Origin of the sequence: Micromonospora sp. WMMD1155 (genome assembly GCF_029581275.1) — a bacterium.
GTDB lineage: Bacteria > Actinomycetota > Actinomycetes > Mycobacteriales > Micromonosporaceae > Micromonospora.
Genome location: NZ_CP120742.1, coordinates 3,243,969 through 3,261,579, shown reverse-complemented (window position 1 = coordinate 3,261,579; position 17,611 = coordinate 3,243,969). Strand labels below are relative to the sequence as shown.

Below are 17,611 nucleotides of genomic sequence, written 5' to 3'. Positions count from 1 at the left end.
GGCCCGCCCCGTTCGGTGTGTCGGAACTGGACTCAGAAGTCCATGTCCCCGCCACCCGGGCCGGCCGGGGCAGCCGGGGTCTTCTCCGGCTTGTCCGCGACGACGGCCTCGGTGGTGAGGAACAGCGCCGCGATGGAGGCGGCGTTCTGCAGCGCGGAGCGCGTCACCTTGGCCGGGTCGATGATGCCCGCGGCCAGCAGGTCGACGTACTCGCCGTTGGCGGCGTTGAGGCCGTGACCCGACTCGAGGTTACGGACCTTCTCCACCACGACGCCGCCCTCGAGGCCGGCGTTGACGGCGATCTGCCGCAGCGGGGCGTCCAGCGCGACCTTGACGATGTTCGCACCGGTCGCCTCGTCGCCGACCAGGTCGAGCTTGTCGAAGGCGGTCTTGCCGGCCTGGACCAGCGCGACGCCACCACCCGGGACGATGCCCTCCTCGACGGCGGCCTTCGCGTTGCGAACGGCGTCCTCGATGCGGTGCTTGCGCTCCTTGAGCTCGACCTCGGTGGCCGCGCCGACCTTGATGACCGCAACGCCGCCGGCCAGCTTGGCCAGCCGCTCCTGCAGCTTCTCCCGGTCGTAGTCGGAGTCGCTCTTGTCGATCTCGGCCCGGATCTGGTTCACCCGGCCCTGGATCTGCTCGGCGTCACCGGCACCGTCGACGATGGTGGTCTCGTCCTTGGTCACCACGACCTTGCGGGCGCGGCCCAGCATGTCGAGGCTGGCGGCGTCGAGCTTGAGGCCGACCTCCTCGCTGATGACCTGACCACCGGCGAGGATGGCGATGTCGGTCAGCATGGCCTTGCGGCGGTCACCGAAGCCCGGCGCCTTGACGGCGACCGACTTGAAGGTGCCACGGACCTTGTTGACCACCAGGGTGGCGAGAGCCTCGCCCTCCAGGTCCTCGGCGATGATCAGCAGCGGCTTGCCCGACTGCATGACCTTCTCCAGGATCGGGAGCAGGTCCTTCACCGACGAGATCTTGCTGTTGGCGATCAGGATGTACGGGTCGTCGAAGACGGCCTCCATACGCTCCGGGTCGGTCATGAAGTAGGCCGAGATGTAGCCCTTGTCGAAGCGCATACCCTCGGTGAGCTCCAGCTCCAGCCCGAAGGTGTTGCTCTCCTCGACGGTGATGACGCCTTCCTTGCCGACCTTGTCCATCGCCTCGGCGATGATCTCGCCGACGGTGCTGTCACCAGCGGAGATGGAGGCGGTGGAGGCGATCTGCTCCTTGGTCTCGACGTCCTTGGCGAGCTTGGACAGCTCCTCCGAGACGCTCGCGACAGCGGTCTCGATGCCCCGCTTCAGGGCCATCGGGTTGGCGCCGGCGGCCACGTTGCGCAGGCCCTCGCGAACCAGGGCCTGGGCCAGGACGGTCGCCGTCGTCGTGCCGTCACCGGCGACGTCGTCGGTCTTCTTGGCGACCTCCTTGACCAGCTCAGCGCCGATCTTCTCGTACGGGTCCTCGAGCTCGATCTCCTTGGCGATGCTCACACCATCGTTGGTGATGGTGGGGGCACCCCACTTCTTCTCGAGCACGACGTTGCGGCCCTTGGGGCCGAGGGTCACCTTCACGGCGTCGGCGAGCTGGTTCATGCCCCGCTCGAGGCCGCGGCGCGCCTCTTCGTCGAACGCGATCATCTTGGCCATACGGCGTTGTCCTCCTGGACACTCACGGGCCACCCGAGATGTGCCTCGGATGGGCCGCCTGGTGTACGCACCTTGGGACGTCGCCACCTGGCGACGACGACGTCCTTCGGCCGGGCCGGATAGCCCGCGACGACCGGCCGTGTGCCGCCCCGGCGTCTCCACGCCGGTGCGACCTGGCCCCACCGTCCCGACCATTGGCACTCACGGTATGCGAGTGCCAATGACTTGTTTAGCACTCTCCCCTGCCGAGTGCAAGCACGACGAAGCCGCTCAGCCGAGTTCCGCGGCGAGTCCGGTGGCGTTCACCGGCCCCTCATGAGCGCGCTGCTCGGTGTACGTCAGCAGCAGACCGATCATCTGGGCGAGGTGGGCCGGCAGGGCCAGGACAGCGGTGACCCCGATCACCACCACCGCGCCGAGCGCGGTGCCCGCCGACGCGAAGGGATCGGTGCCGAGAGCGGAGGTGCCGAACCCTTCCAGGGCGCTCGCGACGAAGCTGACCACGATCACCGCGAGGGCCACCAGGGCCACCCGCCCGAGCAGCAGGCCGAGCCGGTCGTGGAACATCCGGAACGATCGGCCGATCGGGTTGTGGCGCTCGAAGAGGTAGACCGGGCCCGCCATGCTCAACGCGAACGCCAGATAGATGCCCGGCAGCACGCAGAAGCAGATGCCGAAGCCGATGAGCAGGCTGATCAGCAGGGTCCACCCCCACAGCCCGAGCGCCCGACGGAGGCCGTAGCGCAGCGCGGCGTCGAGGCCGGCCGGTTGACCGGCTGCCTGCCGGGTGATCACCCAACTGCCGGCGGCCCACCCGACGGCCTGCACCAGGCCGATCACCAGACTCCCACCGACCAGCACGGCCAGGAGCCCCGCCAACTCCGCGACGAAGTCGTCCGGCAGTGCGGCGGTCGGATTGGTCTCGGCCTCGGCGGCCCAGGTCGCCGACGGGTCCACCCCGAGAGAGATCACCGACAGCACCGCCGCGGGCAGCACCTGGGTCAGCAGCATGATCGGCACCAACTGTCGCCAACCCCGGCGCAGCGCTCCCCCGCACCTGTTGAACCAGCCACCGATGCCGAAGCCGGGCGGCGTGACGAGGGGGTCGTTCGGGTCGAACCCGTAGCCGGGCGGATACCACCCGGCCGGCGGCCCCGGATACCACTGCTGCGCGCCGTACGGACCCGCGCCGGGTGGGTAACCCCCGGTGGGCGGGAACACCCAGCCCTGCGGCGGCGGACCGCCCGGCCCCCAGGTGCCCGGCGCAGGGTCCCACCCCGGCGGTAGGCTGGCCGGCTGTACGTGCTCGCCACCCGGCGGAGGACCGCCCACACCGGGTTGGCCCTGGGTCGGGTCGGACGGGCCCGGCTCACCTGGCCCGGAGGGTGGGGTGGACGAGGGTGGCTGGTCGGTCATGAACGCTCCTCAGCATCGGCTGGAACGGTTCACGATCTTCCCGGTTGCGCGCCCGTGCCGCTGCCCCGACGCGCGGGGCCGCTCGGTACGGGAGATTCAGCCGATGACGCGTACGTGTTCCGCCTGCGGACCCTTCTGGCCCTGCGCGATCTCGAACTCGACCCGCTGGCCGTCCTCCAACGCCTTGTAGCCGTCCATCTCGATCGCGGAGAAGTGAACGAACACGTCCTGACCGCCGTCGACGGCGATGAAGCCGTAACCCTTCTCGGCGTTGAACCACTTCACGGAACCCTGTGCCACGGTGCCACTTCCCTCACTCTGTGCGGCGTTGCCGGCCTGGCGCACGGCACAGCCGGACGCCATCGGAGCACCGCCTCAGCAATCGACGACGGCCATTGAAGCGGTGACCGAAATCGCACGCTACACGAGGAGTGACGGCCGTGCACGACCGCAAATCGGGCATATTCCAGCGCGGCCCGACGACGTCGAGGAACCCGTTTCCCGATCCGCCGGATCGGCGGCGGTGGATCCTGGCGAAGGGGCAGGCCGACCCCCGGGGCAACGGCCCGAGAGGCGTGGCCAGGAGCCCCGTCCGCCCTGTGGTAGGCATGCGGACATGACCACCGACACCGGCTCGCCCGTCCTGCGCCAGGCGGAGATCCGCCGAGTGCGGCCGACGGACGCCGCCCGGATGCGGGCGCTGCGTCTGGAGATGCTCGCCGACGCGCCGCTGGCCTTCCTGGAGACGATCGCGGACGCGGCGGCCCGGTCCCACGCCGAGTACGCCGCACGGATCGCCTACACCTCCGCCGGCCCGAACAACGCGCAGTTCGTCGCGGACCCGGGCGGCGGCCGGCTGGTCGGGCACGCCGGCGGCACCACCACTCCGGACGAGGCGGGGTTGACCGTCATCTACGCCGTGTACGTCACGCCCACCTGGCGGGGCAGCGGCCTTCTCGGCGAGCTGATCGACGGCGTCGCGGCCTGGTCGCGGGCCTGCGGGCGACCGGAACTGCTGTTGGAGGTGGTGGTGGGCAACGACCGCGCCTACCGCGCCTACCAGCGGCTCGGCTTCGAGGACACCGGTGTACGGGTCCCCCACCCCAACATCCCAGCGATGACCGAGCTGCAGATGCGCCGCCCAGCCTGACCCCGCCGACCTCCCCCGCCAGCGACCGGTGATCAAGAGGTTTGCGTCAGGAATCGCGCTGATCCTGACGCAAACCTCTTGATCACCTTGGGGGTCGGGCGTCGGGAGTCGGCTGGGCGCTGGGCGTCAGGCTGGGCGTCGGGACTGGACGATGCGGAAGCGGTTGGCCACGTAGGCCCCGTCGGTCAGGGCCGCGTTGGCCGCCGCGTTGGCGCCACTGCCGTGGAAGTCGGAGAACGCCGCCGACTGGTTCACGAAGACCCCGCCGGTGAGGTTGCAGGACAGGTGCACCCCCACCTCGACCGCGACCGCCTCGGTGGCGTCCAGCACCGACTCGTCGGTGGAGTAGACCCCGGCGGTGAGCGCACCCTTCTCGCCGACCGTCCGGCGCAGCAGCTCCAGACTGTGCGCGGTGGAGTCGGTCGCGATGACGAACGAGATCGGCCCGAACCACTCCCGGCCGTAGGTCTCCGCGTCGTCCGCGGCCAGCTTCACGATCGCCGGGGTACGCACCACCGCGTCCGGGAACGCCGGGTGGGTGACGGTCTGCGACTCCAGCACCGGGGAGCCGACCTTCGTCACGTCGGCCAGCCGTTCCAGCACCCCGTCGTTGACGATGGCGCCGGTCAGCTCCACGCCCCGGGCCGGGTCGGCGGTGAGCTTGCCGACGGCGGCGGCGATCCCGCCGGCCACCTCGTCGAAGCTCTTGTGCCCCTGGTCGGTCTCGATGCCGCCGGTCGGGATGAGGATGTTCTGCGAGGTGGTGCACATCTGACCGCTGTAGAGGGTCAGCGTGAAGCCGAGGTTGCGGCACATGCCGGCGAAGTCGTCGGTGGAGTCGATGACGACGGTGTTCAGACCGGCCTTCTCGGTGTAGACCGACGCCTGCCGGGCGTGCGTCTCCAGCCAGTCGCCGTACTCGGTCGAACCGGTGAAGTCGACGATCTTGACGGCCTGGTGCAGGGCCAGGTCGCTGGCGAGCTTCTCACCGGGGGCCTCGGCCGCCAACATGATCAGGTTCGGGTCGAAGCCGGCCTCGGCGAGCACCTCCCGCGCGTACTTCACGGTGATGGCCAGCGGCAGCACCGCCCGCGGGTGCGGCTTGACGATCACCGGGTTGCCGGTGACCAGCGAGGCGAACAGCCCGGGGTACGAGTTCCAGGTCGGGAAGGTGTTGCAGCCGATCACCAGCGCCACCCCACGCGGCACCACGTGGAACGTCTTGGTCATCCGCAGCGGGTCGCCCTTGCCGGCGGCCTTCTCCCAACCGGCGGTGCCCGGGTGCCGGGTCATCTCGGAGTACGCGTACGCCAGCGCCTCCAGGGCACGATCCAGCGCGTGCGCGCCACCGGCCTGGAAGGCCATCACGAACGCCTGTCCGCTGGTGAACTGCACCGCGTTGGCCAACTCGAAGATGTGCTTGTGCAGCCGGTCGAGGATCTCCAGGCAGACACCCACCCGGGCCTGCGGACCGGCGTCGCGCCACGCGGGCAGCGCGGCCGAGGCGGCACTCACCAGCTCGCCCGGTCCGGCGTGCGGGTACCGCACCGCCAGCTCCACCCCGAAGGGGCTCGTCTCGGTGGCGACCCGCCCGCCGGTGCCCGGCTGGTCGAGCGGGAAATCACCACCGAGGTACGCCTCGAAGGCGGCCTTACCGTCGGCGGCGGCGGTCTCGCCGTACACCCGGGGGCTGGGAGATTCGGGATAGGCGGACCAGTAACCCCGCTCCGTGATCGCGGTCAGCGCACGGTTGAGGGTGTCGGCGTGCCTCTCGTACAGGGGATGCGGGGTCTCCGTCATGCCCGCCATCATGCCGCAGTCGAGTTCGGGAGCAGAAGCGCCAATGGCCGCGGGGTTGCGCGCGGCGGCAGCGGGTAACCGCGGGCCTTCGGCCAGGGAAGCCGGCCAGGGGAGGGCGGCGGGTGAGGATCACCGAGATCCGGGTGCACGGGGTCGCCGACAAGGGGCCCGAGGCGATCCTCGACCGACCGATCGTCACGCGAGTCGCGGGAGACGACAACGCCGGCTTCTACGGGCCGCGGCCCGGCTACGGTGCCCCCGCCGACCGCGGCGGGGTGGCGCTTGAGGCATACCGCTGGAGCAGGCTGACCGGCGGCACCGCGACCCGGACGTTCTCTCTGGTGCTGCTTCTACCGTTCATGCTCAGCAACATCGCGGTCTGGATGCTGCCGGTCACCGGTTGCAGCGGCCGCGCCGCGCGGGCGCTGTGCCGACTGCTGGCCGCGACGATGACCGCGATGTACGTGCTCTCCACCGTCGGGGTGTCCCTCGACCTGATCGCCTGGCAGTGCGCGGCCTACCCGAGGTGCATGGAGGGGCGACGGGAGATTTCCTGGCTGGGCGACGTGCCACCCGGCCAGCGGCTCGCGCTGCTGGCCGTACCGCCGATCATCGCGATCGTCCTGATCTGGCGGCTCGGTGCCCGAACCTGGCAGCTCCCCGAGGACAGCGACCACGCGCCCGGGGTGGGTGCGGACCGGCTCGACGCGCCCGCCTTCTGGGACACCCGCTCGCTGCTGCGCCGCCTGCGCTCGGTTCACGTCGCGGTGGCGCTGGGCACGCTCGACCTCGCTCTGCTGCTGGCCCTGGCGCCGCACGACGCCACAGTGCCCGGCTGGCTGCTGCTGGCCGCGGACGTGGCGCTGCTCGCGGGCGCTGTGGTGCTGCTCTGCCGGCCGACGATCGAGCGGCGTGGGGAGACCGACCAGCGCAGCTCGCGAACGATCCGCTGGGCGGCCGTCGCGCTCACCGCACTGACCCTGGCGTACGCACTGCTGCCACGGCCGCCGTGGAAGGCCGAGGGCATGTTGCCGGGGTACGGGATGCTGGTCGCCGGCTTGTTCGCGGGGCAGGTGGCGCTGCTCGCGATCCTCGGCCTGGTGGTCGTGGTGCAGCGCCGTTCCCTTCCCCGGCCCCTCTTCCTGCTGGCCGGGCTCGGCGCGCCGGTGCTGATAACCGTCGCGATCGGGTTGGGCGTCGCCTACGACTCGGGCCTGACCTACGGGCTCGCCGAGTATCTGGACCGTGGTTCCAGCCCGACGCCGGCACGGCCGCTGCCGCCTGGTGCGCCACCGTTGTCGCCGCCGATCGCCTTCCGCTGGGTAACCCTCGGCTTCACCCTCGCAACGCTCCTGGTGCTCGTGACGGCCCTGCTGATACCCCGGATCGGCCGGGATCGTCGCCGCCGGGAGGCCGAGGGCCTGGTCCGGCGGGACTACCCGGAAGCCTCCCGGGCCGCCCCCGAACGGGTCCGGGCCGTCCGCGACGCGATCGTGCGGGCCCGGCTGACGGATCGGCTCGGGCCACTGCTGGCCACCGCGTACGTGGTGTTGGCGCTGCTCACCCTCGCGGCGGCCGGGCTCTCGGTGATCGGTCCGGGGCCGGGTGCGCTCGCTTTCCGACTCGGGGGCGAGCCGCTGGCCCGTCCGGTGATCTTCGTGACCGACCTGGGCGCCCTGCTGATCGGGCTGTTCGCCATAGTCCTCGCCGTGCTGGGGCTGGTCGCCTACCGATCCGGCGCGATCCGCCTGGTCGGGGTGCTCTGGGAGCTGGCCACCTTCTGGCCGCGTGCCGTGCATCCACTCGCCCCGCCGTGCTACGTCGAGCGGGCGGTTCCCGAGCTGAGCCGTCGGATCGGCCAGCTCACCGCCGACGGGAACGCGGTGCTGCTGTCCGGGCAGAGTCACGGCAGCGTGCTCGCGGCGGCGACGGTCCTTCAACTGCCCGACGACTGCCGCCGGCGGGTGGCCCTGCTCACCTACGGCGCCCCGCTCGGAAACCACTACCGGCGGGTCTTCCCGGCTTACGTCAGCGACGAGATGTTGCGCGAGGTCGGCGACCGGTTGGCCTGGCGGTGGATCAACCTGTGGCGGTACACCGACGCGGTGGGCGGAGCGGTGTTCGCCCCGTTCGTCAACGGTGCCGACGACCCGGCCGCCCGGGTCGACCGTCGGGTACGGGACCCGAAGGGATTGCTCATCCCACCGACCGACACCGTGCCCCCGCCGGTGCAGGGCCACCGGTTCACACCGGACGACGATTTCCACGCCGCGATTCGCGATCTGGTCGGGCGGTTGAAACGGACGGACGGATGAACGGCCGCGTCAGAGGGTGAGCTGCCAGTCGGTCCAGGCGTCCACCGGGCGGAAGCCGAGCTGCTCGTTGATCGCCACCATGTAGCTGTTGCTCGCCGCGTTCCAGGTGTCGATCACGCGGACCGCCGGTTCGTGGGTGAGCAGGTGGTGCAGGTTCTCGGCCTTGGCGATCAGGCCGAGCCGGTGCCCCCGGTGGGCCGGGTCGACGATCGTGATCTGCTGGTACGCGTGCCAGTCGGCGGAGGCGCCCACGTCCAGCAGGGTCCAGGCGACCATCCGGCCGGACGCCTCGTGTCGCATCCCGAGGTGGTAGCGCCGACGGCCCCTGGCGTCCAGGGCGCGCTCGTTGCCACGGATGCGGTCGGCGTCGACCTGCTCCGGTTCCCACTGCACGTCGCCCATGGGCGCGTCCATCATGAGCCGGCCGTCCAGGTAGGCGACGTCCGCGACGTACTCCTGCGGGGTTGTTCCCTGCCAGCAGACCGAGTGGTAGCCCTCGGCCCGGGGTCGGGCCTCGGCCAGCGCCGCGCGCAACGCGACCCGGTCGATCCCACCGACGTCGAGTCGGCGACGCACCTCGGCCAACGCGGGCCGGGCGCCGGTGGCGGCGGCGAACGCGTCCCCCGCGGCCGACCGCGCCGGCCCGTCGGGCAACGCGGAGACGGCCATCGCGACGACCCGCTTGCGACCGTGCTCACGGAGCAGACGCACCGCGTACTCGTGCAGCGCCCGGCCGACGCCCCGCCGCCGTAGGTCGGGGTGCACCACCAGCTCGACGGTGGCGTTGTCGGTGTTGTCCAACTGGGGCAGGTCGAGCTGGAGGTATCCGGCCGGCACACCGTCGAGTCGGGCCAGCGCCCAGAGCGACCGGGTGCCGGGCATCGGGGTGTGGACCATTGCGTCGAAGCGTCGCCGGCAGAAGGGCGGGAAGTCCGGCAGGTCGGCGTCGTTGGCCGCCGACCCGATCCGGTACGCCTCGTCGACAGCGGCCCGGTCGGCGCCGTCGAACGACGTGATGGTGATGCTCATGCCGCCGAGCGTGCACCCGGGAAAAGCGATCGGGCCAGCGAATTATTCGCTGGCCCGATCGAACGTGGTCGGGAGGGACACTCGCACAACGCCTCCGGCGTTGGGTCGTAAGAACTTCAAAAGTCTTCGGCGAAATGCCCTCCCGCACGGAGCATCTTGCGCCGTCCGGTTCCTGCCGTCAAGTCCGTAGCGGCGGGTTTTCCACACTCCCAGCGAAAACCCAGTTACCCGGCGGATCGCCCGCCCTCCGTCCGGGCGGTCCGCGCTCAGCCGAGTAGACCCGCGTCGCGGGCGGCCCGCAGCGAGGGCTTGATGTGGTGGGTCGGCCCGACCTGACCGGCCACCGCGTCGATGGTCTTCAGACCCTCGCCGGTGTTGAACACGACGGTCTCCTTGGTCGGGTCCAGCCGACCGGACTCGACAAACTTGCGCAGCACCGCGACGGTGACGCCGCCCGCGGTCTCCGCGAAGACACCCGTCGTACGGGCCAGATCGCGGATACCGGCCCGGATCTCGTCGTCGTCGGCGTACTCCATCCAGCCGCCGGTGCGGCGGACCGCCTCCAGGGCGTAGAGGCCGGCGGCGGGGTCACCGATGTTGAGCGACTTGGCGATGCCGGTGGGCTTGACCGGGGTGATCGTGTCGGTGTCGGCGTGCAGCGCCACGGCGATCGGGTTGCAGCCGGCCGACTGCGCGCCGAAGACCTTCCAGCCCCCGGCCGGTGCCTCGACCAGGCCGATCTCCACCAGCTCGGAGAACGCCTTGTCAATCTTGGTGAGCAGCTCGCCGCTGGCCATCGGGATGACCACCTGCGCCGGGATCCGCCACCCGAGCTGCTCGGCCACCTCGTAGCCGAGCGTCTTCGAGCCCTCCGCGTAGTACGGCCGGACGTTGACGTTGACGAACGCGGTGTCCTCGAACTCGTCGGTCTCCACCAGCTCGCCGCAGAGCCGGTTGACGTCGTCGTACGAGCCGTCGATGGCGACCAGCTCACCGCCGTAGACGGCGGTGGTGATGACCTTGCCCTGTTCCAGGTCGCTGGGGATGAAGACCACCGAGGGCACTCCGGCGCGGGCGCCGTGCGCGGCCACCGAGTTGGCCAGGTTGCCGGTCGACGCGCACGCGAACCGGGTGAAGCCCAGTGCCCTCGCCGCGGTGAGCGCCACCGAGACGACCCGGTCCTTGAAGGAGTGGGTGGGGTTGGCGCTGTCGTCCTTGACCCAGAGCGGCGCGGTGACGCCCAGCTCGGCGGCGAGGTGCGGGGCCGCCACCAGCGGCGTCAACCCCGGGTCGAGCGTGACCCGGGTGCTCGGGTCCTGACCGGCGGGGAGTAGTGCGGCGTACCGCCAGATGTTCTTCGGCCCGGCCTCGATCTGCTCCCGGGTGACGGTCGCCAGGGCGGCGGTGTCGTACTCGACCTCCAGCGGGCCGAAACACTCGTAACAGGCGTGCTGGGCCGCGAGCGGGTAGCGCGCCGAACAGGCACGGCAGACCAGGGCGCGGGCGGGGCTGGCGGAGGTGTCGATGCCGGAGGCGGCGAGCGTCGACGTCATGTCGAGAGTCCTCTCATCTTTCCCCGCATCGCACGGTGCGGCGGGGACGGAATTGGCACCTGCCCCGCCGGTCGCTCAGCGGTGAGCGCGCGGGGTGGTTGCCGGGGCGTCGTCGGGCCGTATCCCTCAGCCCCTCTGGATGAGGTATGCAGTTGTGCCGCCGAGTCTAGGACAACGCTGTCCGCCCTAGCTACCGCCGATCCCAGCCAGTGGGTCAGCGAGCGCTCACCGCCTCGCGGTCGGTCACCGCGATCGGATCCGTCACCGCGCTCGCGGCGGGCAGCGACGAGGCCCGGGTCCGGGGACGGTTGGCCAGGTTCGCGGCGACCAGCGCGGCGATGGTGACGGCGGCACCGACCAGCTCGACCGGCTCCGGACGGTAGCCGCGGGCGATCTGCACAGCGAACGTGGTCACCGGGACCAGGTTCATGAACAGCGCGGCGTTGGCGGCTCCGAGTCGCTGCACTCCGGTGTTCCAGGCCAGGACCGCGATGACGGCTCCCACGATCACGGCGTACGCCAGCTGTGGGGTGACCGCCACCAGGTCGGCGGCGGCCGGCGCATGCTGCCAGCCGACGGCGTCCGCGCCGATACTCACGGCCAGCATGGCGGCGGTGCCGGCGAGCGCGGTGAGCGTGGTGAAGCGCAGTGGCGACCACGTGCCGAAGCGGCTGGCGCCGTGCGTGTAGACGCCCCAGCCGAGCACCGCGCCGATCATCATCAGGCCGCCGAGACCGAACTGACCGAGCCCGGCAAGGCTTCCGCGCGTGATCACCAGGCCGACGCCGAGGAGCGCCACCAGGGAGAGACCCAGCAGGAGAGGCTTCGGGCGTACGCCGTCACGGGCCCACCGGACCAGCTGGGTGATCACCGGGGTGGTGGCCACGAAGAGCGCCACCTGCTGCGGAGCGGCGTGTTCGAGCGCCAGCCCGGTGAGCACGTTGAAGCCGGCGAAGCCGACCACTCCGAGCACCACCACCTCGACCGTCCGGACGCCGGGCCGCAGCGCGTCGGCACCCTCGCGGAGACGCAGGATGGCGACCAGGACGACGGCGGCGAGAAGGTAGCGGGCGGTGGTCAGGTTGAGCGGGTCGACCCGGTTCAACGCGCTGGCCAGGACCGGGAACATCACCCCCCAGCCGAGGGCGGCGAGCAGTGGGTAGGCGGCGGCGCGGGGTCGCATCGGCAGCTCCAATGTTCGAGTATCGTCGAACCAACGACACCGACCCTAGGAGCTTGTTCGACTATTGTCGAACAACGGTTACACTGGTCACATGGAGCCGCACGAACCCGACCTGAGCGCCGTACCGGTCACCGCCGTGCTGGCCGCACTCGCCGACGACGTGCGGCTGCAGATAGTCCGGGCGCTCGCCGAGGGCGGCGAGGCCGCCTGCGGAAGCTTCGACTTCGGCGTCTCCAAGGCGACTCGCAGCCACCACCTGAAGGTGCTGCGCGAGGCGGGCCTGACCCGCACCCGCGCCGCCGGCACGAGCCGGCTGGTGCGGCTCCGACGCGACGAGCTGAACAGGCTCTACCCCGGCCTGCTGGACGCGGTCCTCACCTCCCGCCCGGCGGGCTGACCGCTCCCCACCCGCCAGCGTCACCGCCACGCCCGGCGGGGGACCACCTCCTCTCGCGCGCCCTTTGGAGCTGAATCGTTTGCGGCATCGGGCCGGCAGGACCGCCCTCGCTCCCCCGAACCCGCACGCGTCGCCGGAACCGCCTCGTCGAGGCTCCGGCGACGCGCGGCACGGGTCTGCTCAGACGGACACCGGGCTGGGCTCGGCCACCGAGGACGGCAGTGCGTCGGCGCGGCGTCGGAAGAGCAGTGCGTCAAGCGCCCACGGGCCGGAACCGAGTGCGGCGACCAGCAGGAACGACCAGCAGAAGAGGGCCGACAGTTCGCCCCCGTTGTGCAGTGGCAGCAGGTGGTCCGGCTGGTGCACGACGAAGTAGGCGTACGCCATCGAGCCGGACGCCAGGAACGCGGCGGGTCGGGTGAACAGCCCGACCAGCACCAGGGCGCCGCAGACCAACTGGATCAGCGCCGCCCACCAGCCGGGCCAGGTGCCGACCGGTACCGCTTGGCCGGTCATGGGGTTGCCGCCGAACAACCCGAAGACCGAAGTCAGACCATGCAACGTGAACAGCAGACCGATCACGATGCGAAACAGGGAGAGGGTCGGCCCGCCGAGCCGAGAGACGTCCATGGGTACCTCCATCGAAGGAAACAGATCTCTTCAATGTGAAGCATGAACGTATCGACGGTTATAACTTCTTTGCTAGTGGGAAAGTCCCCGGTCGGAATGTACCGTCGCCCAGGGCCCCGCGTCGAGCAGCAGCAACGCCACAGCCGCGACAACCGCGCCCCCGAGCTGCGCAAATAGGCCAGTCGAGGTAGGCCAGTCGAGGTAGGCCAGCCGCCCTGGACACGCTCCCACACTGTGGGTGCGGCCCGTTGCGCCCACCTCCCACACGGGCTTGGTGCAGCCCTCACCCCCGGGACGAGGCGTCTCGCGAGTCATGCGACCTCGCTCGCCGAGACAGCGTTGCGCTCGAATTCTCGTGATGCGGGCATGCGAGGTGCTCACAGCTAGGCACACCTACCACTAGTCGTCGGCTCGATCACGTACGAAGACGCCGCGACCCTGATGACCCTCAACCAGGCCCTCAGCGCGAAGTGTCAGCATGGCCGAACGGATGACCTGGGTAGACACCCCGTAGTGGGCGCACAGTTCGGAGATGGACGGCAGCTTGTCACCAGGCTTCAGGTCGCCCGACCTGATCCGATCGCGAATCTCGGTGGCTATGCGCTCATAGAACGGCGTGACTGACATGGTGGTGCTCCCTCGTCGGCACCACCATCTGACCACTCTTCGCTTATGACATCAAGTTCTTGGTGTTTCAAGGGTTGCACTACTGATACTAGGCATCATATGTTGAGGCCGAGGCGACCCTCGTCGGCAAAACAAGGGGCGACTCACCCCGGGTACGCCCGGTTCGCCGGGGCAGCACCCCCCTGTGCTGCTGCCCCGGCATCCCTGAACCCCCACGAGAGGAGTCCACCCGTGACCGTGTCGGAGACAGCGGCGGAAGTGCCGGCGGCGAGCGCGATCTGGTCGGTCGAGCAGGTGACGGCCGAGCTGCGCGAGACGTACCTCGCCGTCGCCGCCGCCGCCGTGTTGCTGGAACGGACTGGGGCCGGCTGCGCCCACCCGGCGATCCGGCTGGCCCGGCGCAGCGGTGAGGATGCGCTCGACCTGGCCGGCGACGCGGAGCGGCAGCTCAGCGACGGCGTTCACCTGCTTCGCGCCGACGCCGGCCACCAGGATCGGGCCACCATCGCCGGATTGGTCGAGGTGTTGGACACCGTCCGGGACCAGTTGGCCGCCGCCGCAGCCCGGGTCGGGCAGCTTCCCGCCCGGATCAGCATCGCCGGGCAGGAACTCGTCGGCAGCGACCACCGCGACCCGAGCACCGAGACGGCGGCCGGGCAGTGGCACCGGGCCGCCGACCAGCTCGGGCTGATGACCGAGAGCCTGTCCGCGGCGGTCGCCGCGCTCACGTCGTACACCGGCGGGTTGTCCGGCGCGGAACCCGCCGCCACCTGAACGTGCCCGCGGACCTGCGCGGGACGGGAAGGCCCGGGGCGGGTGCCGGTCGACCCCGCCCGCCCCGGTGCCGCCCGGCACCAGCATCGAACGGAAGGCGGTCCACAGTGATCTACCAGACCATGCGGCGCCTGCTCCCCCAGCACGTCCGCGCCGCCACCTTCGGCGTCCGCCGGTGGCGCGGCCTCGACCCCACCCAGGTGTACGGCTACCTCGACCTGATCGCCGACGAGTTGGAACGACTCACCCGCGATCTCGCCACCGCGAACACCGAGGGTGAACGCATCCGGCAGGCGCTGCGGCAGTGGCAGTCGCGGCACACCGCCTGCCGGCACACCTCGACCGCGGCGAACAGCGGGTGGTCCCGGTGACCGAACCCCACTGGATCATCCACCTGCCGACCACCCTGCGGCGGGTCGACGACGCTGCGGCGCTGGCCATGGCACTACGCCACTCCCTCGGCCATGTGCTCGCCATCGACTTCGGCGAGACGACGTTGAGCGAGGAGGACCGCCAGTTCGTGCGTACCCGAGTCTGGTGTGACCACCGCCTGCCCGGCGGCCACCGCTGCATCCTGCCCGCCGACCACCGCGGCGGGTCGTGCGCGGCGCAGCCCTGGCAAGCGTGAAAACATGCTCGGATGAGTCCCGTCAGTCGTCGTCGTAAGCGTGCCAGGTCCAACCGCTCCGGCCAGCGGGTCGTGCGTCGCGCCACGCCCGTCGAGGCGGTCCAGTGTGACTGCCCGGCCTGCTCGGATGCTGACTTCGACCCGCAGAGCTTCATCGATGACCTGGTCGCCGGCGCTGCCGACCTGGTGAAGACAGATGACCCCATCGAGGCCGAGCTGTTCGCCGCGACGTTCCTGGCCGCCGGCGACCTTGCCGGCGAGGACTTCACCGAGGCCCTTGACGACGGGATGCTGCCGGCCTTCGCCGAGGTCGGCACGCCGGAGGCGCTCGCGGTGCTGCTCGCGGTCGACGCCGTCCGCACGGGCACCATCGCCGGAGCCGCCGCCCAGCGGCTGATCGACGAGGGCGTTGCGGCCCCGGGTTGGGCCGACGAGCTGCGCCAGCCGGTGCGGGTCGGCCCGTGTCGGCGGCTTGCCGACCCGGCGGGCGACGGGTCGATGCTCGTCTGCTCCTTCGAGCGAGCCGGGCGTTCGTACGGGTTCGTCGTCCACGTCGACCACCTCGACTGTGACGCGGCGGCCGACATCGTGCTCTTCCCCGCTGACGCCATGGACCAGGTTGTCACCACCATCCGGCAGAACGCAGATCGGGTCGGCCTGACGATCGCCGAGGAGGTGTTGGACCCTGACGAGTTCCGGTGGCAGGTCGAACGGGCCCTCGACGCCCGCGCCGACCACGACCGGGAACTCGACCCCTCGGAGTTCGACGACGACCTCGACGACGAGGCCGGGGCGAGCTACCACATGCTGGCGGTGCTGTTGCGCGCCCGGGTCCGTACGCTGCCCGAGCCGACCCGCCCACCAGCCGAGCACGCCGCTGGCGGCCGTCCACCCACCCTCGACCTGCTGGACATGATCTCCCAGATCGCCGGGCAGGCACAGCAGATCCAGAACCGTGGGCGACGGGCTGTCGGGGCGCGGAAGCTGCCGTCCAAGCGGAAGAAGTCCGCGCCACCGGCGCCCATCTACCAGATCAAGGTGGGTCTGCGCGGGGCGAAGCCGCCGATCTGGCGGCGACTGGAGCTGCCCGCCGACACCAGCCTGGCCGACCTGCACGACATCATCCAGGTGGCCTTCGGCTGGTACGACTCGCACCTGCACGTCTTCAACACGCCGTACGGCGATTTCGGGATCGCCGACCGAAAGTTGGGTCACCGCGCCGAGGCACCGGTGACCCTGGAACAGGTCGCGCCCGAGGTCGGTGACCGGTTGCGATACACGTACGACTTCGGCGACGACTGGGAGCACGAGATCACGGTCGAAAAGGTGCTGGATCGCCAGCCGGTCGGCTATCCGCGCTGCACCGGCGGTCGGCGTGCGGCCCCGCCGGAGGATTGCGGCGGCGTCTGGGGCTACGCCGAACTTGTCGAGGTGTTGGGCGATCCCGACCACCCCGAACACGGCGACCGGCTGGAATGGCTCGGACTCGCCTCGGCCGCCGAATTCCAGCCCGCCCGTTTCGACGCCGCCGAGATCACCCAAGCCCTCACCGGAAGGGGCCACAGGTGACCGATCCGGCGGGCGAGCTGATCCTCTACCGCGCCGACGACGGCGGCTCCGTCGTCCAGCTGCGGGCAGCCAAGGGGACGGTCTGGCTGACCCAGGCTCAGATGGCGGAGCTTTATGGCACCTCGGTACAAAACATCGGGCAGATCGTGTCTCGGGTGCTGGCCGACGCGGAGGTGACCGAGGCAACTATCAACTCTGAGTTGATAGTTCGCATCGAGGGCACACGGCAGGTGCGGCGTGAGGTCAAGGTCTACAACCTGGAGATGATCCTGGCTGTCGGCTACCGGGTCACCACACCTCGCGCCGTGCAGTTCCGGCAGTGGGCGACGACAGTGCTGTCGGAGTACCTGGTCAAGGGCTTCGCCATGCAGGACGAGCGACTCAAGGACGTCGCGGCGGCGGACTACTTCGACGAGCTGCTGGAACGCATCCGCGACATCCGCGCGTCGGAGAAGCGCTTCTACCAGAAGGTTCGTGACATCTTCGCCACCACCGAGCTGAACAGCCTGACGACGATGTTTCTCGACTTCGCCGAAGATCGGGCCCGCCGTCGGCAGCAGATTTGATGGCGGAGTGGGTTCAGCGAGCCGATGCGTTCCTGACCTTCAATGAGCGGCAGGTGTTGGGTGGTGCTGGTCGGATATCGTCGGCTGCCGCCGAGGCGCGGATAGGGCCGGTGTACGCCGAATACGACCATCGGCGCCGCGCTGTGCAGGCTGAGGAGGCACGCCGGCAGGAGGAGCAGGACCTCGCCGAACTATTGGAGCTCGAACGGCGCGACCGCCTCAATGAAGGATCACCAGACGGCGTTCCGTGATCCGGCGAGCAACGCGGCAAACTATTCAGCTCCAGGGCCAGGAGAGGTGCCCCGCCAGCACACGTGTG

At 70.4% G+C, this 17,611-nt stretch carries 18 protein-coding genes and 1 riboswitch; of the genes, 9 read left to right on the top strand and 9 right to left on the bottom strand.

The window, feature by feature from the left end; all coding sequences use genetic code 11:
• Positions 1-32 precede the first annotated feature (32 nt).
• The 3 genes from groL to O7617_RS14845 all read right to left on the bottom strand — a co-directional run bounded on the left by groL (position 33) and on the right by O7617_RS14845 (position 3,371).
• Positions 33-1,655: a chaperonin GroEL gene (gene groL / locus O7617_RS14855; protein WP_088987389.1), complete on the bottom strand. Its 1,623-nt coding sequence runs from the start codon at positions 1,653-1,655 to the stop codon at positions 33-35.
• A 270-nt stretch (positions 1,656-1,925) separates the two neighbouring features.
• Entirely contained in the window at positions 1,926-3,071 is a 1,146-nt protein-coding gene (locus tag O7617_RS14850) for a hypothetical protein (RefSeq protein ID WP_282264227.1), read from the bottom strand.
• A 96-nt stretch (positions 3,072-3,167) separates the two neighbouring features.
• Positions 3,168-3,371 carry a cold-shock protein gene (locus tag O7617_RS14845; protein ID WP_088991357.1) on the bottom strand — a complete coding sequence of 68 codons (204 nt, stop codon included), beginning with the start codon at positions 3,369-3,371 and terminating at the stop codon, positions 3,168-3,170.
• A gap of 316 nt (positions 3,372-3,687) precedes the next feature.
• Between O7617_RS14845 and O7617_RS14840 the strand changes: the two genes are divergently transcribed.
• Entirely contained in the window at positions 3,688-4,221 is a 534-nt protein-coding gene (locus tag O7617_RS14840) for a GNAT family N-acetyltransferase (protein ID WP_282264223.1), read from the top strand.
• Positions 4,222-4,347: 126 nt separating this feature from the next.
• Here O7617_RS14840 and paaN read toward each other — a convergent pair whose 3' ends face one another.
• The gene (gene paaN / locus O7617_RS14835) at positions 4,348-6,021 is read right to left on the bottom strand and encodes a phenylacetic acid degradation protein PaaN (protein WP_282264221.1); all 1,674 of its coding nucleotides are present in this window, start codon (positions 6,019-6,021) and stop codon (positions 4,348-4,350) included.
• A gap of 122 nt (positions 6,022-6,143) precedes the next feature.
• Between paaN and O7617_RS14830 the strand changes: the two genes are divergently transcribed.
• Entirely contained in the window at positions 6,144-8,336 is a 2,193-nt protein-coding gene (locus O7617_RS14830; protein WP_282264219.1) for a hypothetical protein, read from the top strand.
• Between the two features lie 9 nt (positions 8,337-8,345).
• Here O7617_RS14830 and O7617_RS14825 read toward each other — a convergent pair whose 3' ends face one another.
• The 3 genes from O7617_RS14825 to O7617_RS14815 all read right to left on the bottom strand — a co-directional run bounded on the left by O7617_RS14825 (position 8,346) and on the right by O7617_RS14815 (position 12,101).
• Positions 8,346-9,365, bottom strand: coding sequence for a GNAT family N-acetyltransferase (locus tag O7617_RS14825; protein ID WP_282264218.1), 1,020 nt, complete (start codon positions 9,363-9,365; stop codon positions 8,346-8,348).
• A 266-nt stretch (positions 9,366-9,631) separates the two neighbouring features.
• On the bottom strand, positions 9,632-10,918 hold the full coding sequence (gene thrC, locus O7617_RS14820) for a threonine synthase (RefSeq protein WP_282264217.1): 1,287 nt from the start codon (positions 10,916-10,918) through the stop codon (positions 9,632-9,634).
• Positions 10,919-10,928: 10 nt separating this feature from the next.
• Positions 10,929-11,064, bottom strand: a riboswitch (SAM riboswitch).
• A gap of 68 nt (positions 11,065-11,132) precedes the next feature.
• On the bottom strand, positions 11,133-12,101 hold the full coding sequence (locus O7617_RS14815; RefSeq protein ID WP_282264216.1) for a DMT family transporter: 969 nt from the start codon (positions 12,099-12,101) through the stop codon (positions 11,133-11,135).
• A 91-nt stretch (positions 12,102-12,192) separates the two neighbouring features.
• Between O7617_RS14815 and O7617_RS14810 the strand changes: the two genes are divergently transcribed.
• Positions 12,193-12,498, top strand: coding sequence for a helix-turn-helix transcriptional regulator (locus tag O7617_RS14810; RefSeq protein WP_282264215.1), 306 nt, complete (start codon positions 12,193-12,195; stop codon positions 12,496-12,498).
• A 180-nt stretch (positions 12,499-12,678) separates the two neighbouring features.
• Here O7617_RS14810 and O7617_RS14805 read toward each other — a convergent pair whose 3' ends face one another.
• Together O7617_RS14805 and O7617_RS14800 are read right to left on the bottom strand one after the other, a co-directional pair.
• Positions 12,679-13,128 (bottom strand): DoxX family protein, encoded by a 450-nt coding sequence (locus O7617_RS14805; protein WP_282264214.1) that lies wholly within the window; start codon positions 13,126-13,128, stop codon positions 12,679-12,681.
• A gap of 399 nt (positions 13,129-13,527) precedes the next feature.
• Positions 13,528-13,755: a winged helix-turn-helix domain-containing protein gene (locus O7617_RS14800; RefSeq protein ID WP_282264212.1), complete on the bottom strand. Its 228-nt coding sequence runs from the start codon at positions 13,753-13,755 to the stop codon at positions 13,528-13,530.
• A 231-nt stretch (positions 13,756-13,986) separates the two neighbouring features.
• On the opposite strand from O7617_RS14800, the gene O7617_RS14795 reads away from it, so the two are divergent.
• The 6 genes from O7617_RS14795 (at position 13,987) to O7617_RS14770 (ending at position 17,543) form a co-directional block, all read left to right on the top strand.
• Positions 13,987-14,529 carry a hypothetical protein gene (locus O7617_RS14795; protein WP_282264210.1) on the top strand — a complete coding sequence of 181 codons (543 nt, stop codon included), beginning with the start codon at positions 13,987-13,989 and terminating at the stop codon, positions 14,527-14,529.
• Between the two features lie 122 nt (positions 14,530-14,651).
• Complete coding sequence (locus O7617_RS14790; RefSeq protein ID WP_282264742.1) at positions 14,652-14,900, top strand: DivIVA domain-containing protein; 249 nt, start codon at positions 14,652-14,654, stop codon at positions 14,898-14,900.
• Positions 14,888-15,157 (top strand): hypothetical protein, encoded by a 270-nt coding sequence (locus O7617_RS14785; protein WP_348774181.1) that lies wholly within the window; start codon positions 14,888-14,890, stop codon positions 15,155-15,157. The genes O7617_RS14790 and O7617_RS14785 overlap by 13 nt, the downstream gene beginning before the upstream one ends.
• A gap of 12 nt (positions 15,158-15,169) precedes the next feature.
• The gene (locus O7617_RS14780) at positions 15,170-16,726 is read left to right on the top strand and encodes a plasmid pRiA4b ORF-3 family protein (RefSeq protein WP_282264206.1); all 1,557 of its coding nucleotides are present in this window, start codon (positions 15,170-15,172) and stop codon (positions 16,724-16,726) included.
• The gene (gene rhuM / locus O7617_RS14775; protein WP_282264205.1) at positions 16,723-17,292 is read left to right on the top strand and encodes a RhuM family protein; all 570 of its coding nucleotides are present in this window, start codon (positions 16,723-16,725) and stop codon (positions 17,290-17,292) included. Before O7617_RS14780 ends, rhuM begins: the two co-directional genes overlap by 4 nt.
• Complete coding sequence (locus tag O7617_RS14770; protein WP_282264204.1) at positions 17,292-17,543, top strand: hypothetical protein; 252 nt, start codon at positions 17,292-17,294, stop codon at positions 17,541-17,543. The genes rhuM and O7617_RS14770 overlap by 1 nt, the downstream gene beginning before the upstream one ends.
• Positions 17,544-17,611: the final 68 nt, after the last annotated feature.

Bases quoted from the DNA above. Each gene is read 5' to 3' on its own strand.
- O7617_RS14790 (WP_282264742.1), top strand. From the start codon at position 14,652: ATGCGGCGCCTGCTCCCCCAGCACGTCCGCGCCGCCACCTTCGGCGTC.
- O7617_RS14770 (WP_282264204.1), top strand. From the start codon at position 17,292: ATGGCGGAGTGGGTTCAGCGAGCCGATGCGTTCCTGACCTTCAATGAG.
- O7617_RS14800 (WP_282264212.1), bottom strand. From the start codon at position 13,755: ATGTCAGTCACGCCGTTCTATGAGCGCATAGCCACCGAGATTCGCGAT.
- O7617_RS14850 (WP_282264227.1), bottom strand. From the start codon at position 3,071: ATGACCGACCAGCCACCCTCGTCCACCCCACCCTCCGGGCCAGGTGAG.
- O7617_RS14810 (WP_282264215.1), top strand. From the start codon at position 12,193: ATGGAGCCGCACGAACCCGACCTGAGCGCCGTACCGGTCACCGCCGTG.
- O7617_RS14780 (WP_282264206.1), top strand. From the start codon at position 15,170: ATGAGTCCCGTCAGTCGTCGTCGTAAGCGTGCCAGGTCCAACCGCTCC.
- O7617_RS14825 (WP_282264218.1), bottom strand. From the start codon at position 9,365: ATGAGCATCACCATCACGTCGTTCGACGGCGCCGACCGGGCCGCTGTC.
- groL (WP_088987389.1), bottom strand. From the start codon at position 1,655: ATGGCCAAGATGATCGCGTTCGACGAAGAGGCGCGCCGCGGCCTCGAG.
- thrC (WP_282264217.1), bottom strand. From the start codon at position 10,918: ATGACGTCGACGCTCGCCGCCTCCGGCATCGACACCTCCGCCAGCCCC.
- O7617_RS14815 (WP_282264216.1), bottom strand. From the start codon at position 12,101: ATGCGACCCCGCGCCGCCGCCTACCCACTGCTCGCCGCCCTCGGCTGG.
- paaN (WP_282264221.1), bottom strand. From the start codon at position 6,021: ATGACGGAGACCCCGCATCCCCTGTACGAGAGGCACGCCGACACCCTC.
- O7617_RS14805 (WP_282264214.1), bottom strand. From the start codon at position 13,128: ATGGACGTCTCTCGGCTCGGCGGGCCGACCCTCTCCCTGTTTCGCATC.
- O7617_RS14840 (WP_282264223.1), top strand. From the start codon at position 3,688: ATGACCACCGACACCGGCTCGCCCGTCCTGCGCCAGGCGGAGATCCGC.